At 67.7% G+C, this 14,771-nt stretch carries 15 protein-coding genes and 1 pseudogene; 8 read left to right on the top strand and 8 right to left on the bottom strand.

Annotated features, from left to right (window positions below; all coding sequences use genetic code 11):
- Positions 1 to 90 precede the first annotated feature (90 nt).
- The 4 genes from AB4061_RS34515 to AB4061_RS34500 form a co-directional block, all read right to left on the bottom strand.
- Positions 91 to 603, bottom strand: a complete 513-nt coding sequence (locus AB4061_RS34515; RefSeq protein WP_441640648.1) for a fumarate hydratase — start codon at positions 601 to 603, stop codon at positions 91 to 93.
- A gap of 170 nt (positions 604 to 773) precedes the next feature.
- Positions 774 to 1,292: a DUF1439 domain-containing protein gene (locus tag AB4061_RS34510; protein WP_441640672.1), complete on the bottom strand. Its 519-nt coding sequence runs from the start codon at positions 1,290 to 1,292 to the stop codon at positions 774 to 776.
- A 199-nt stretch (positions 1,293 to 1,491) separates the two neighbouring features.
- The gene (locus AB4061_RS34505; RefSeq protein ID WP_150985171.1) at positions 1,492 to 1,695 is read right to left on the bottom strand and encodes a SlyX family protein; all 204 of its coding nucleotides are present in this window, start codon (positions 1,693 to 1,695) and stop codon (positions 1,492 to 1,494) included.
- Between the two features lie 50 nt (positions 1,696 to 1,745).
- Positions 1,746 to 3,218, bottom strand: coding sequence for an aminotransferase-like domain-containing protein (locus AB4061_RS34500; RefSeq protein WP_441640647.1), 1,473 nt, complete (start codon positions 3,216 to 3,218; stop codon positions 1,746 to 1,748).
- 250 nt (positions 3,219 to 3,468) lie between these two features.
- On the opposite strand from AB4061_RS34500, the gene AB4061_RS34495 reads away from it, so the two are divergent.
- The 6 genes and pseudogenes from AB4061_RS34495 (at position 3,469) to AB4061_RS34470 (ending at position 8,897) form a co-directional block, all read left to right on the top strand.
- Positions 3,469 to 5,037 (top strand): cbb3-type cytochrome c oxidase subunit I, encoded by a 1,569-nt coding sequence (locus AB4061_RS34495; RefSeq protein WP_441640646.1) that lies wholly within the window; start codon positions 3,469 to 3,471, stop codon positions 5,035 to 5,037.
- 2 nt (positions 5,038 to 5,039) lie between these two features.
- Positions 5,040 to 5,651 (top strand): annotated as a pseudogene (locus AB4061_RS34490) (cbb3-type cytochrome c oxidase subunit II); the annotation flags it as partial.
- A gap of 127 nt (positions 5,652 to 5,778) precedes the next feature.
- The gene (locus tag AB4061_RS34485; RefSeq protein ID WP_441640645.1) at positions 5,779 to 6,384 is read left to right on the top strand and encodes a c-type cytochrome; all 606 of its coding nucleotides are present in this window, start codon (positions 5,779 to 5,781) and stop codon (positions 6,382 to 6,384) included.
- Positions 6,381 to 7,031 (top strand): SCO family protein, encoded by a 651-nt coding sequence (locus AB4061_RS34480; protein ID WP_441640644.1) that lies wholly within the window; start codon positions 6,381 to 6,383, stop codon positions 7,029 to 7,031. Before AB4061_RS34485 ends, AB4061_RS34480 begins: the two co-directional genes overlap by 4 nt.
- Positions 7,028 to 7,609: a hypothetical protein gene (locus AB4061_RS34475; protein ID WP_441640643.1), complete on the top strand. Its 582-nt coding sequence runs from the start codon at positions 7,028 to 7,030 to the stop codon at positions 7,607 to 7,609. The genes AB4061_RS34480 and AB4061_RS34475 overlap by 4 nt, the downstream gene beginning before the upstream one ends.
- 415 nt (positions 7,610 to 8,024) lie before the next feature.
- Positions 8,025 to 8,897, top strand: coding sequence for a DMT family transporter (locus AB4061_RS34470; RefSeq protein ID WP_441640642.1), 873 nt, complete (start codon positions 8,025 to 8,027; stop codon positions 8,895 to 8,897).
- A 78-nt stretch (positions 8,898 to 8,975) separates the two neighbouring features.
- Here AB4061_RS34470 and AB4061_RS34465 read toward each other — a convergent pair whose 3' ends face one another.
- From AB4061_RS34465 to AB4061_RS34450, 4 genes are all read right to left on the bottom strand, one after another.
- Entirely contained in the window at positions 8,976 to 9,626 is a 651-nt protein-coding gene (locus AB4061_RS34465; RefSeq protein ID WP_441640641.1) for an HAD domain-containing protein, read from the bottom strand.
- A gap of 221 nt (positions 9,627 to 9,847) precedes the next feature.
- Positions 9,848 to 10,468, bottom strand: coding sequence for an N-acetyltransferase (locus tag AB4061_RS34460; RefSeq protein ID WP_441640640.1), 621 nt, complete (start codon positions 10,466 to 10,468; stop codon positions 9,848 to 9,850).
- A gap of 183 nt (positions 10,469 to 10,651) precedes the next feature.
- On the bottom strand, positions 10,652 to 11,524 hold the full coding sequence (locus AB4061_RS34455; RefSeq protein WP_441640639.1) for a hypothetical protein: 873 nt from the start codon (positions 11,522 to 11,524) through the stop codon (positions 10,652 to 10,654).
- Positions 11,525 to 11,782: 258 nt separating this feature from the next.
- Positions 11,783 to 11,971, bottom strand: coding sequence for a hypothetical protein (locus AB4061_RS34450; RefSeq protein ID WP_174423822.1), 189 nt, complete (start codon positions 11,969 to 11,971; stop codon positions 11,783 to 11,785).
- Between the two features lie 183 nt (positions 11,972 to 12,154).
- Here AB4061_RS34450 and AB4061_RS34445 point away from each other — a divergent pair, with 183 nt between their 5' ends.
- Both AB4061_RS34445 and AB4061_RS34440 read left to right on the top strand, forming a co-directional pair.
- Positions 12,155 to 13,105 carry an ABC transporter ATP-binding protein gene (locus tag AB4061_RS34445; RefSeq protein WP_441640638.1) on the top strand — a complete coding sequence of 317 codons (951 nt, stop codon included), beginning with the start codon at positions 12,155 to 12,157 and terminating at the stop codon, positions 13,103 to 13,105.
- The gene (locus tag AB4061_RS34440) at positions 13,102 to 14,436 is read left to right on the top strand and encodes an ABC transporter permease (RefSeq protein WP_441640637.1); all 1,335 of its coding nucleotides are present in this window, start codon (positions 13,102 to 13,104) and stop codon (positions 14,434 to 14,436) included. Before AB4061_RS34445 ends, AB4061_RS34440 begins: the two co-directional genes overlap by 4 nt.
- The last annotated feature ends 335 nt before the right edge of the window (positions 14,437 to 14,771 follow it).

Raw genomic sequence — 14,771 nt, 5'->3', positions numbered from 1 at the left:
GCACAAAAGTGGTGCGCGGCGGGGACCGGAGCACGGCGCGGATTACCGCGCGCATGTCCGGGCCACCTGCCGCGCTGGCCCTTGCGCGATTTACTTCGCGGCGACAGGCGCTTCTGCCTCGACCTTGACGGCCACGGCCTTCTTCGGCGCTGCCGGCTTGCGGGCTGCCTTCACGACTGCCTTCTTCGGTGCTGCTGCCTTCGGAGCTGCTGCCTTCGGGGCGGCGGCCTTCGGTGCTGCCTTGGGCGCTGCTGCCTTCTTGGCGGCGGCCGGCTTTGCAGCCTTCTTTGCCACGGCGGCCTTCACCACCGGCTTCTTCGCAGCCGGCTTGGCCTTGGCCTTTTGAGCAGCCAGCTTTTCCTTGGCGGCTTGCTTTTCAGCCAGCACGGCCTTCTTGGCGGCTTCAGCTGCGACCTTGATTTCGCGCTTAGCAGTTTCGATCGCCTTCTTTGCATCAGCGCGCAGCTTCAGCAGGCCCTTCTTTGCAGCGGCCAGTTCGCGAGCCAGCACGCTGGCCTTCTTCGCGGGAACTGCTGCCTTCTTGGCGGCTGCCGGCTTGGTCTTTGCTGCTGCGCTGGTTGCGACTTTCTTTGCTACGGCCATTTGTATTTACCCGTTAGTTGTGGAGCGCGGAGTATAACCGGTCGCGCGACATTGCTCGCGCGGCGTGAATTAACTGCGCGAATTTCTGGTATGAATGCGTGCGCGGATACAACATGTTTCGCACGGCGACGGCATCGCCATTGGATGCGAATAGGGGGGACGTATTGCGCTTAACGCGTATTGACCTGGACTTTGATGCCGTCGGCCAGCACGGTAATGGCGCCCGGCTCGACGTCTTTGCCGGCAACGTGCAATTCTTCCGGCTTGAACGTGTAGAGCGGGTAATCGCGCAGCAGTTGCTGCGCCACGACGGCGCCGATGGCGTTCAGTTGCTCGCCATATTGCGCCGGCATGCCGGCGACCTGGACACGTTCGACGGAAGGATTGTCGAGCAGCACGGCGCGTCTGGCCGGGTCGTACCTGAGCCCGCTGCTCAGTGAAAGCGTGCCGTTGATCGGTGGCGCGGGCAGCAAGGTGTTGCTGACCTGTGCATCCATCTGGGTGGTCACGCGGTTGTTGGCTTCGTCGAGCAGCAGGCGCGGATGCGTCAGCTGGACGTCGAGCACCTGGGCGTAGCGCAACCGTGCCGGGAAACGCTTGTCGACGGCGTCCTGCAGTTCCTGGCGGGAAAATGTGTAGTCGCCGGTCCAGACGTTATAGCCGGCCCAGGCGCTGGCGGCGACCAGCATGGCAAGCGCGCCGGCGGCGGCGGCTTTGCGCGTTGTCAGGGATTTGCGGGGCCGGGTGCGGTGTTGCGTCGTCGGCATGCTGCGGTGCCTCCAGGTTGGCGTCTTGCGCGTTATCCCTTCTGACCGCGCCTGCGCCGGCTTTGTTCAATTGTCCGATTGTCGTCCAATTGTCCAGTCTTGCCGCGGGCCATGCGCACGATCAGTAATGCGGCGGGAGTTCGTGTTGGGGGCCGTTGTCGGCGCCGCCCGTGCCGCTGGAGCGCATCTGCTGGTAAAGCGCCTGGAGTTGTTCCTGCAGCAGGTCGATCTGCCGCTGCTGGCGCGCCACGGCGAGATTGAGCGTGTCGAGCAGGTCGTCCTGGAAGGCGACCTTGATTTCTAGTTCGGTCAGGCGGGATTCCATTTTGTGTTCTCCATTGGGCCGCGCATTGTAAGGCAGGTGCGGCGCGGCCTTTACTGCATTGTCAGCCTGGCCAGCCGGCCCAGCGTGGCGAGCGCGGCGTCGGTCCGGTCGTCGAAGTCGTGGCCGCAGTTGATGCGCAAGCAATGCCGGAAGCCGCCATGCGCGGAAAAAATCGGGCCGGGCGCGATGCTGATGCCGTGCGAGAGCGCATAGCGGTGCAGCGCAAGGCTGTCGGTGCCAGCCGGCATCTCGATCCACAGGAAGTACCCGCCAGCCGGCCGCGTGGCCCGCGTGCCCGGCGGGAAGTGCCGCGCGATGGCCTGCGCGAAGGCGTCCTGCCGCTGCATCAGCGCCTGGCGCAACTGCCGCAGGTGCCGGTCGTAGCCGCCCTTCTCCAGGTAGTTAAGGATAGCGGCTTGTGTTGGCGCCGCCACTGTCAGCGTGCTGGTGAGCTTTGCGCGCGCCACTTCGCGCGCAAAGCGTCCGGGCGCGGCCCAGCCGATCCGATAGCCCGRCGCCAGGCATTTGGAGAACGATCCGCAGTGCATCACCAGCCCCTGCGTGTCGAACGCCTTGGCCGGGGTGGGGCGCTTGTTGCCGAAGTACAGCTCGCCGTAGACGTCGTCCTCGATCAGCGGCACTTCGAAGCGCGCCAGCAACTGCACCAGTTCGCGCTTCTTGTCGTCGGGCATCAGGCTGCCCAGCGGGTTCTGGAAATTGGTCATCAGCCAGCACGCGCTCGGGCGGTGGCGTTCCAGCGCGCGGGCGAGGGCGTCGAGCTCGATGCCTTCGCGCGGATGCGTGGGCACCTCGATGGCGCGCAGGCCGTGGCGCTCCAGCGCCTGCAGCGCGCCGTAGAAGGTGGGCGACTCGATGATGACCGCGTCGCCCGGGCGCGTGACGGCCGCCAGGCACAGGTTCAGCGCCTCCAGCGCGCCGTTGGTGATGACGATCTCGTCCGTGTGCACGGTAAGCCCGTCGATCAGGTAGCGCAGGGCGATCTGGCGGCGCAGGCCGGCGTTGCCCGGCGTCATGTCGTCCACCGAGCTCCATGGGTCCAGCTGCTGGACCACTGCCGCCATGGACTTGGCGAGGCGCGGCAGCGGAAACAGCAGCGGACTGGGAAACGCGGAGCCGAGTGGCACCAGCTCCCGCTGCTTGGCCGACGCCAGCACGTCGAAGACCAGTTCGCTGACATTCAGCGTGGTGGATTCGTCCGCCGGCTGCGACGCGGCCTCGGGCTCGGGTGGCAGCACGCGGCTGGTGCTGGCCACGAAGTACCCGGAGCGCTGGCGCGCGATGATCAGCCCGCGCGCTTCCAGCAGGTAGTAAGCCTGGAACACCGTGGAGGGGCTGAGCGCGCGGCTGGCGCTGGCCTGGCGCACGGAGGGCAGGCGGTCGCCGGGCCGCAGCGTGCCGGCCTGGATCGAGTGCGCGATATCGTCGGCCAGCGTTTCGTAGAGCGTGCCGGGCGTGGCTTCCCCGTCTTTTAGCGGGGGGGTGTCTGGCTTGCTGGGCGGCATTGGAGATCCACTGTTTGGCCTATGTCTGATTTCCGGCAACTGTATCGTATCGGCGCGATGCACGACACAGCGCATGGGGATATTCCAATGCGGCAGATTTGCTGCGGCAACATGTCACGCCTGATTCCCTCTGATCCGGTTGTATCGATCCGATCTGATCCTGTTCGGGCCGGCCTTGTCTCCTTAGCATTCAACGCTGTCCGCAAGCCACGGCCGCCACGGCGCCGTCATGGGAAGTGCAAGGAAATCCATGGATCCCACGAGTCTGTTGTTAGCTACCTTCCTGCTGTCGGTCGGTGGCCTGTTTGCTTTCATCTGGTCGTTGCGCAAGGGCTTGTTCGATCTCGAAGCCGCTGGTGCGCGCACCATCTTTGCGCCCGGCGAGGTCGGCCAGCCGGAGGAGCCGTCGAGCGACGCGGCGCAGCGCCAGGCACTCTGGGTGGGCGCGGCGTCCAGCCGGGAGGCGCCTGCCACCGCCGCCGCACGCGCCGATCTCGAGGCGGAGCTGGTGGTGGCGTCCGCCGCCGGCCTGCTTAGCTCGCTCAAGCTGCATATGCCCGACCTGCTGACCGGGCAGGCGTGGCTTTCCTTTGGCCGCTTGCGCACGCTGCACCTGAACGCGGTCGCCTATGGCTGGGCGCCGATGGGGCTGCTCGGGCTGACGCTGTGGATGCTGCCCCGCCTGCTGCGCACGCCGCTGCTGGGCGGGCGCTTTGCCATGATCGGCGCGCTGGTCTGGAATGCGGGGCTGGTGGCGGGGCTCGGCAGCATTGCTGTGGGCATCAACGCCGGACTGGAGTGGCTGGAGATCCCCTGGCAAGTGGGCCTGCTGTTCGCGCTGGGCGGGATGATGATCGGCCTGCCGCTGGCATTCATGCTGCAAAAGCGCCGTGTGCATCATCTGTACGTGTCGGTCTGGTACATCGGCGCGGCGCTGTTCTGGTTCCCGGTGCTGTACGTGGTGGCCAAGATCCCGGGCGTGCATTTCGGCGTGGAGCAGGCCACCATGAACTGGTGGTTCGGGCACAACGTGCTGGGCCTGTTCTATACGCCGCTGTCGCTCGCCTCGGTCTATTACTTCCTGCCCAAGGTGATCGGGCGGCCGGTGCGCTCGTATAACCTGTCGTTGCTGGGCTTCTGGACGCTGGCGTTCTTCTACGGCCAGGTCGGCGCGCACCACCTGATCGGCGGCCCGATTCCGCCGTGGCTGATCACGCTTTCCATCGTGCAGAGCGTGATGATGATCATCCCGGTGACCGCGTTCTCGGTGAACCAGCACCTGACGCTCAAGGGCAACTTTGGCGCGCTGCGCCACTCGGCCACGCTGCGCTTCATCGTGTTCGGCGCCATCATGTACACGCTGGCGTCGGTGCAGGGCTCGTTCGAGGCGCTGCGCTCGCTCAACGCGGTGACGCACTTCACGCACTTCACGGTGGCGCACGCGCACCTGGGCATGTACGGCTTCGTGTCGATGGTGATCTTCGGCGGCATCTACTTCGCGCTGCCGCGCATCGTCGACGCGCCGTGGCCCCGGCCCGCGCTGATCTCGCTGCATTTCTGGCTGGTGGTGGCGGGCTTTTCCACCTACCTCATCACGCTGAGCATTGGCGGCGTGCTGCAGGGCCTGGCGCTGCTGGACCCGGCGCGTCCCTTCATGGAATCGGTGACGGTCACGCTGCCCTGGCTGCAGGGGCGTTCGCTGGGCGGCGCGCTGATGACGCTCGGCCATCTGGTCTTTGCCTTTCACTTTGCCTTGATGGTCTTGCGTCCTTCGGCGCTGGCGCAGACCGATCGCATGGTTTCCCAAGCGGCTGCCTGAACATGGAAAACGAACTCAAACTTGTGGGCGGGGCCATGGTCACGCTCTCGCTCGCCACCTCGGCCATGATCGTGGTGCCCTTCCTGCAGCTCAAGGATGTGCCCGCGCCGGCGGCGCTGGCGCCCTACACCAGCGAGCAGCTGCGCGGGCGCGAGGTGTATCTCGCCAACGGCTGCATCGCCTGCCATACGCAGCAGCCCAGCTCCACCGGCGCGGGCCGCGCCGACGGCGCGCGCGGCTGGGGCCGCCCGTCCGTGGCGGCGGACTACCACTATGACAGCCCGCCTTTGCTCGGCACCATGCGCACCGGCCCGGACCTGTTCAATATCGGCGTGCGCCAGCCGAGCGCCGACTGGCACCTGGGCCATCTCTACCAGCCGCGCGCCTACGTGGCGGACAGCATCATGCCGGGCTACCCGTTCCTGTTCGAGCTCAAGCCGGAAGGCGCCGTCGGCAAGAGCGACAAGGTGGTCGCGCTGCCCGGCGGCACGGTGCCGCCGGGCAAGGTGGTGGTGGCCACGCCCCAGGCGCTGGACCTGGTCGCCTACCTGATTGGCCTGCGCCACACCTACCCGGTGGTGGAGCAGGCCGCAGCCGCGGGCGCAACCGGCCAGCCGCCGGAGCCTGCCTCGCTGGCATCCGTTTCGACCGCGCCGTCCAACCCGTTCGGTGCGATCGCTTCTTCTCAATCCACCTCCAGCCCGCCGGCGCCACGCGCGCCCGGCGCGCAAGCCAGCTACGATGAAGCCCTCGCAAGCCCATAAGACAGAGAACGCCGATCCCGTTGAGCAGCACAACCCGGTGCCCAAGATCGTGCTGGCACTGGTATGCGGCCTGCTGGTCTGGGCCATCAGCTACATCCTGATCGAGCGCGCCGACGGCAGCGCCGCGCTGGGCGACCGGCGCGACCTGGCCGCGCTGGCGGCGCCGGCCGGGCAGGGCCGCGTAGCCGACGGCAAGCTATTGTTCGCCGCCAACTGCCAGGCTTGCCACCAGGCCAACGGGCAAGGCATTCCCGGTGTGTTCCCGCCGCTGGCAGGCTCCCCCTGGGTCAACGACGATCCGGACCGCCTCGCGCAGATCCTGCTGCACGGCATGACTGGCCCGCTGGACGTGCTCGGTACCACCTACAACGGCGCCATGCCGGCCTTCGGCGAGCAGTTCTCCGACCAGGAGATCGCGGCGCTGGCCACGCATATCCGCAGCCAGTGGGGTAATGGCGCCGCGCCGGTCGAGGCCGCGCAGATCGCGGCGGCGCGCGCGGCTTCCGTCGCGCAAAAGGCGCCCTGGCACGGCGGCGAAGCGCTGCAGGCATTCATGACCACGGGAGGTGCCCCCAAGCCATGACGCGTGCGTGGAGCAAGACGCTGGCGATGGTTGCGCTCGTGCTGGTGTTGGCCGGTGCGGCGGTGTTCGCCACGACGCGCGGCTTGCGCACGCTTAGCGCCGATGGCGCCCGGCGCCTGGACCTGGCGCGCGCCCCGCGCGAGCTGCCGGCGCTGGCCTTGTTCGACCAGACGGGCCGGCGGCACGATTTTGGCGGCCCCATGCCGCAGGGCGAGGGCAGCGGCAAGCGCGGCAGGCCCGTCACGCTGGTGACCTTCGTCTATACCCGATGCCTGGCAATCTGCCGCACCAGCGCATCGGGGCAGGCCTGGCTGCAGCAGCAATTGCGCGAGCGCGGCCTGCAGGACCGCGTGCGCCTGCTGACGCTCTCCTTCGACCCGGCACGCGATACGCCTGCTGCGCTGCTGGCCTATGCGCGCACGCTGCGCGCCGATCCTGCCATCTGGACCTTCGCCACCGTGGCCGATCCTGCGCGCTTGCGCGGCCTGCTCGACGCCTTCGGCATCGTCGTGCTGCCCGATGGGCTGGGCGGCTATTCGCACAATGCCGCGCTGTTCCTGGTCGACGCGCAAGGCCGGCTGGCTGCTGCCTATGACGTGGAGCGGCCGGACCTGGCGCTGGCCGACGTGCTGCGCAGCCGGCTGTGAAGGCGCGGCTTGCACCCGCCTGGCAAGCTTGCCTGCCCGGCCTGATGCTGGCCGTGGCCGCGCTCTTGCGCCCATGGCTGGAGGCGACCATGGCCAGGCATATGGGGCTGGAACTGCCGCTGCTGGCACTTGCCGGCTGGTGGGCGGCGCGCTGTGCCGGGCCGCGGCTGGCGGCCTGGGTGGCGCCATGGAACGCGGCGGGGCTGCCAGGCCTGCTGGCGGCGTGGTGCATCGTCAGCTACTGGATGCTACCAGTGGCACTGGACGCAGCCACGCTGGCGGGCGCAATGGGCATGGCCAAGGTGGCGAGCATGGTGCTGGCGGGGCTGCTGGCGCGCGCCTCGTGGCAGGCTGCCGGCCCTGTGGTGCAGGGGTTCTTTGTCATCAACGGTGCCTGGATGATGCTGAGCGCCGGATTGCTGTACCAGGAGGCGGAGTCGCAACTGTGCAGCACCTACCTGGTCGATGAGCAACTGGCGGCGGGCCGGGTGCTGGTGCTGTGGGGGCTGGCCTTGCTGGCGATGTGGCTGTTTGCCGTTGCCAGCCGGCTAGCGGTGGATCGCGAGCCGGTCACCTAGGCCAGCCAACCCACCGCAGACCGGACAGCATTGCCATGCGAATTGACGTGGTGTAACGTTACGCAGTCCTGCGGGGCCCGGATGCTTGCTTGTTTCTCCGCCCCAGCCTAATTACGGACTCCCATGCATCACGCTGCGCACAATGCCTTTGCCGCCATCGCGACCCGCCCGGGCGCGGCGCGGCCGTGCGCCGCCTTCGTACCGCTCGCACCGCCTGTCACTTCTGCGCCGCGCACGCGGGCCGGCCTTGCGCCGCCGCCCCCAGCCGTGCTGGGCTGATCGTCAGCCCGTCTTTTTTCGGCTTCTTCCTTCTTCGGCTGGTTCCCGCCTGATGCCAGGGCGCCTTCGCGTCCGCGCGGCGTCAGTGTGCCGGGGCGCGCCGGAGTCTTACGGATTACCGTGACAGGTGAAACCCATGGATTTGAACAAAAACGCACTGAGCGCGCATGGCTCGACCACGCTCTTCGTGCTGCTATGGAGCAGCGGCGCCATCTTTGCGCGCCTCGGGCTTGAATATGCTTCTGCCTTTGCCTTGCTGGCCGCGCGCTTTGCGCTGGCGCTGGCCGTGCTGCTGGTGCTCGCGGCCTGGCGGCGGCGCTGGTTGCCGCAGCCCGGCACGCGCTTGCAGGTGGTCTGCTCCGGGCTGCTGCTGACCGGCGCGTATTCGATCTTCTACCTGCTGGCGCTGGCGCGCGGCATGACGCCGGGCGTGCTGGCCACGCTGCTGGGCGTGCAGCCGATCCTGACCTTGCTGCTGGTGGAGCGGCGCTTTTCCGCGCGCCGGCTGGCAGGCCTGGCGGTGGCGTTGGGCGGGCTGGTGCTGGTGGTCTTCCAGGGCATAGCGATGGCGCGGATCTCGCCGCTGGGCATGGGCTTTGCGCTCTGCGCGCTGGCGTGCATGACGATCGGCGCCATCCTGCAAAAACGCATCCGGCAAGCACCGCTCGACGTGATGCCGTTGCAATACGGCGCGGGCTTGGCGCTGTGCTTGCTGTTCGTGCCGTTCCAGCCGATGGTGGTGGTGCCCTCGGCGGGCTTCGCGCTGTCGCTCGGATGGCTCGCGCTGGTGATTTCGGTGGGCGCCACGCTGCTGCTCTACCGGCTGATCCACGCGGGCAACCTGGTCAACGTCACCAGCCTGTTCTACCTAGTGCCGGCCGTGACCGCGCTGATGGATTACCTGTTCCTGGGCAATCGCCTTGCCGCGCTGAGCCTGGCAGGCATGGCGGCGATCGTGCTTGGGCTGGTGCTGGTGTTCAGCCAGAAGGCGGATAGCCCGGTAGCCTGAAAGCCAAGCCGGCCCCGGCCGCTACACGCCGAAGAGGCGCGCCGCGGCCGGGGCCGGCTTGCATCGGCACGCAGCGTATCAGGCGTGTGCGAGCCGCTTTTCCGTGCGCCGCGCCGGCAGCGCGAGCGTTGGCACGGCTTGCAGCAGGGGCGCGGCAACGGTGCCCATCTCGAAGCGCGCGGGCGCTTCCTTGGCCAGGCGGCGCAGCCGCTCCAGCCGGGCTTCCACGCGCGCGTCGGGCTGCGTGTCGAGGCACAGGGTGGACGGGCACGCCACGCCAAGCATATCCAGCGCTTGCTTGAAGTTGGCGGGCGTCAGGCCCTCGGCCGGATTCACGCTGACCACGTGCGGCAGCAGATGCGCGTATTGCGGGTCTGTCATCGATGCCGTGTCGCAGGTCAGGATGGCAAAGGCCTGCGGTGCGGGGCGGTGCGCAAAATAGGCCGCGATGCGGGCTGCGTGGCCGCCGGGTACATCGGGGGTCATGCCTTCCACCTGCAGGTCGAGCTGCTGCAGGATGGCGGCGGGAACGCCGCGGCGCCATGCCTCGGATACCACCACGCGCGCACCGGCCAGGCCGAACAGGCGCCGCACGAATCCGAGCGCGACGGGATCGAAGAAGCGGACGTCGCGCAAGGTGCCGGTATCGGGGATTCCGCCCAGCCGAGCCTCGGAGCGGCTCGAGTAGAGGACACCGGGGACGTCAAGCATGATGAGGCGTTCGGACATGATTTCCTATTGGGTTGCAGCGCCGGTTGGCACGTTTGAAGATTACGACGCATCCCGGAAAATCTGGAGAGGCGAGAAGTGCCTAAGTTGCAACATATCTGTAACTTGAGATGCGACTTCGTAAAAATCAGCGATTCGCCCGGGCTAGTTGTTTCGGCGCGAAACAATTAGCCCGGGCGATTCCGGTCTTCATGAACCCGGCAAGCGGCGCCAGCGCGGCTTTACAGCATGCCGGTGACGGCCGCCAGCCGCTCGATGCTCCATCCCTTGCCCAGTAGGATCATGCGCGTGTGCAGGTCGTCATGCACTTCGCGGCTGACTTCCTGCCCGAGATAAGTCAGCGTCTTGTAGCGCAGGTCGACATAGCCCAGCACATGGTGCTTGGCCAGCGAGTGCCACAAGGCATTGGCGCCGGCGGACTGCCGCGCGCCCGTCATCAGGCACAGGCCGGCGTCCAGCCCCCAGCGGTAGATTGCGGTGGCCAGCCCGCGGCGCTGATAGGCCGTCTCGTACTTGGAGTGCGGCGCGCGCAGGTATTGGTCGGCGCGCCGCCCCACCTCGATCAGGCGGTTGAAGACCGTGTAGCCCGCCAGGCGCTTGCGCGCCACATCCTCCACGTAGACGTAGTACTCGCCATCCGCCTCGCGGTAGCGGATCACCAGCTCCGGCGAGTCGGTGGCGATTGCCGGGATGCCGTGCAGACGATCGCCCGGCCGGTGCAGGCGGCCGTAGATGGAATCGAACTCCTGGTCGAGCTCGGCGGGGCGGTGGCTGACATCGATGCGCAGCTCGAGCCTGCGCGCAAGCCACGGAAGCGCCGTGGCCGGCGCCATGATGGACATGTCGTTCTCCCGGAGGCGCGGCGGTCAGGCCGGCATGTGCTGGAAGCCCCGTGCCAGGGCAAACACCACGACCATGAAGAAGGCCAGGACCAGCAAGACTTTGTAGAACATTGCTTATCTCCCAAGTGAACGATGTGAACAATGAGAACGTGAAGGAACAAGGACAAGCCAGGCGGTGGCATCTCAGCACATGGCAGGTTCCTCCCACCATCCGCTCACCAGGCCTTCGGGCTTGCGCGCCGCCAGCACCTTCGCGCTCGCCGGCCATGCATCGACCCTGACATCCAGGCCGGCGTACACGCCATAGCCAATGCCCGCGCGGATCTCGTCGCCCGCCTGCAAGCCTTCGCCCGCCTTGATGGCGCATTCGGCAACGATGGCCTCGAGCGCCTTGATGCCCCAGCCGGCCTCCAGATGCATGCCGCAGCGGATGGAAGCGCCGCACTCGATGCCGTGGCCGGCGCGCACGGTGTGGCGCGCATCGATGACACCGCCGGCGCGGATGCTCTTGCCGCAGTGAATGGCTGCTTGCCCGATCAGGTCCTGCCCGGCCACGGCGCTGCCGCCGAGCGCGATCTTGCCGCCGCACAGCACATCCCAGCCGGCCTTGAGGTTGCCGCCGCCGGTGATCGTGTCCTGCACGTCGATGCCCCATGCGGCCTTGATATCGCCGCCCGCTTCGAGCACGCCGCCGCTGTGGATGCCGCCGGCCGCCGCAAGGCTGTCACCGGCCACGATGGCCCGGCCCGCGCGTATGCCGCCGCCGGCCTGGATGCTGCCGCCGGCGCGCAGCGTGGTCCCGACGTCGATGCAGCCGCGCACCACCAGCGAGCCGGCAAAGACCACGGCATCGGCCTCGACGCTGTCCACGGCGAGTACGGCATCGGTGGGGCCGAACTGTGCGAGCAGCCAGCAGGCGTCGTCAACGCGGCCGTCATCGACGAGGGCGTCGAGCAGGTGCTGGTAGTCGCTGCCGCCCTGGCGGTTGCGGACGAACCAGCGGTAGCCATCGGCGCAGGGGCGCTTGGCTTTGACAAAATTCTTGGTGAGCTCCATGGCGATGAAGGCGTGCGAAGTGAATGCCGCGAACGCGCCGCGGCAGGAAAAAGGGGTGCAGGGCCATGACGGGGCGACGGCTATGCCGTGGCCCCGTGCTCAATCAGAGATTGATGAGAAGGTAGACGACGGCGACGGTGCCGATCGCACAGAGGGTCTTGTGATAGATCGAAGACGAAGACACGGCTTTTCTCCCAGGTTGCACATTGGACAAGGGGCGCGATGCGCGCCCTCAGGCAAAGTGCCGTGCGGGGAAAGTCAGGACCTGGCTGGTGTGTCCTGGTTTCCCCGCACGGCCTGGAAAAGCACGGCGGCGAAACCATAGGTGTTGACCGCGGCCGGTGTGGCGCGGAGCGAGCGCACGCCGCCCTTGGCCGCGCACGCACGCGTTGCCACCGCATGCATGGCATGGCGGCGGACTGCGTTGCGGTGCGGGACGAGGAGCATGAGGTCTCGAATGAAGGGTGGAAAATCCTGGCAAGCCGCTGCCGTTTTTTGAGGCAGCACGTACTCTTATGCCATATCGGGTGGGGCTTGTCCAGCTAACCCCCCTTGCGGGCGGACGCGAGGCGGGCATCCTGGCCGGGCACCTCGGCTAGAATCGTGCGTCTTCACGAGAGGGGGCGCCACATGCTCGAAGCCATCGGCCTGGGCAAATCGTATGGCACGCGGGCGGTGGTGAAGGACGTTGCCTTCACCGTCGCTGGCGGCGAGATCACGGGCCTGCTGGGGCCCAACGGGGCCGGCAAGAGCACCACGGTAGCGATGCTGTGCGGCCTGGTGGCCCCCGGTGCCGGGCGCGTCCTTATTGGTGGCAGCGCGCTGCAGGATGCCGGCGCGCGCGCGGCGAGCCAGCTCAAGCGCCGTATCGGGCTGGTGCCCCAGGAGCTGTCGCTCTACGAGGAACTGCCGGCGCGCGCCAACCTGGAATTGTTCGGCGCGCTCTATGGCTTGTCGGGTGCTTTGCTGCGCGAGCGCACGGCCCAGGCACTTGCGCTGGTGGGTTTGTCCGAGCGCGCGCGGGACAAGCCCGCGCATTTCAGCGGCGGCATGAAGCGCCGCCTGAACATTGCCTGCGCGCTGGTCCACGATCCCGACATCCTGATCTTCGACGAGCCCACCACCGGGGTCGACCCGCAAAGCCGCAATGCCATCTTCGACAGCCTGGAAGCGCTGCGCGAGCGCGGCAAGGCGCTGCTCTACACCACGCACTACATGGAAGAGGCCGAGCGACTGTGCGACCGCATCGTGATCATGGACCACGGGCAGGTGGTGGCCAGCGATACGCTGGCCGGGCTCTATGGCCGGTTGCCGGTGGCCGAGACGCTGCAGGTCACGGTCGACGGCGTGGTCGATGCCGCGCAACTGGCGCATGACTGCGCTGCGCACCACGTTCGTCACGCACAGCAATGCGCCGGCGTGCTGACCATTGGCGTGGACGATCTCGCGCGCGCCGTGCCCGCGGTGATGGCCTGGCTGGGCGCCCGTGGCCGCGTGGTGCGGCACCTGGCGTCGGGCCGGGCCACGCTGGAGGATGTGTTCCTGGCCCTGACCGGGCGGCAACTGAGGGACGGAGCATGAGCGCGTTGAATGCACTGCGTGCCTTGTTCGCACTGGTCCGCGCGGACTTGCGGCTGTATTTCTCGGATCGCCGGGCGCTCGTCATGGGCGTGGCCGCGCCGATCGCCATCGCGGCGTTCTTTGGCTACCTGTTCAACCCCGCCACGCAGAAGCCATCGCGCATCCCGGTGGCGCTCAGCGACCTCGATGGCACTCCCTTGTCGCAGAAGATCGTCGCGGCGCTGCGGCAGGATCGCGCATTGCAGTTGCGCGAGCTGCCGGCCCAGGCCGCCGATGAAGCGGTGCGGCAAGGCAAGGTGCAGGTAGCCGTGACCTTGCCGGACGGCTTCGGCGAGGCGGCGCCGCGCGCGCTGTTCGGCGCGCAGCCCAAGCCGGTGCTGACGTTGCGCTACGACCCCTCGCAGGCGCTCGCCCTGGCGGTGGTGCGCGGCGTGCTGACCCAGCACGTGATGGAAAGCGTATCGCAGGCGGCCATGGGCAGCGGGCCGGACGCGGCCCGGCCGCTTGGTGCGCTGCGTGGCGCAATGGCAGCGAATCCGGACCTCCCGGCCGCGTACCGCCAGGATGTGCTGGCGATGGCCGACAGCATCGAGCGCGTGCAGCGGGCTCAGGCGGCGCGCGCCGCGAGCGGGCCGGACGCGGCAGGCATGCCCAGCATGCGGATGGGGCTGCCGTTCGAGGCGCGCGAGCAGCCGGCCAGCGCGCAGGCCGGCCGTCCCTACAACAGCTACGCGCATGCCTTCGCCGGCATGGGCGTGCAGTTCATCCTCTTCATGGGCATCGAGTTTGGCGTGGGGCTGCTGCTGATGCGCCGCCTCGGCCTGTGGCAGCGCCTACGTGCCGCGCCGGTGTCGCGCGCTCTGTTGCTGGGCAGCCGCATCGTCAGCGGCGCGCTCACGGCCGCGATCCTGATGGCGCTGATCTTCAGCGCCGCCATTGCGTTCTTTGGCGTGCGCATCGACGGCAGCGTGGCGGGCTTTGCCGGGGTGGTGGTGGCCTTTGCCCTGACCACCGCCAGCTTCGGCCTGCTGGTGGCTGCGCTCGGGCGCACGCCGGCGGCCACGCGCGGGCTGGCGATCTTCGCCACCTTGCTGATGGTGATGCTGGGCGGCGCCTGGGTGCCGGCTTTCCTGTTCCCGTCGTGGCTGCAATCGGCGTCGCTGGCCTTGCCCACGCGCTGGGCCGTGGACGGGCTGGACGCGATGACCTGGCGCGGGCTGCCGCTGCAGGCCGCGCTGGTGCCGATCGGTGTGTTGCTGGGCTTTGCCGCGCTGTTCGCGCTGCTGGCGATCTGGCGTTTCGACTGGGAGGAGCCAGCAGCTAGCGCATAACAGGCACCAACGAGGAGCGCAGGCGTGTGGTCGTGCTCCGGCTCCTGGTGTCCCGTTCCGGTGATTCGCTCACAAAATCTGCCGAGTTTGGCGAGGATTGAATCGGTGGAAGCCGTGTCATGGAATGCGGTTGTATTTTTTGTTTGGCATGATGGCGCCGGAAGTGTTTTGGGGGTGGGGTTTTCATGCTTCTAGCTGCTGGCGCGGCTGTGCGGTGTTGGCCGTTTTAGAACGTGTGAGATGTCACTTTTCTTTACTCGTAAAGAAAAGATGGTATGAACGCGCCCCGTCCCCGCAGTGGAGCGCGAGGTGGCGAGACGGTAGTGTGGGTCAGG

It is taken from the genome of Cupriavidus sp. YAF13 (assembly GCF_052113425.1).
GTDB lineage: Bacteria > Pseudomonadota > Gammaproteobacteria > Burkholderiales > Burkholderiaceae > Cupriavidus.
The sequence above is the reverse complement of the archived record's forward strand: the minus strand, read 5'-3'. Positions and strand labels throughout refer to the sequence as shown.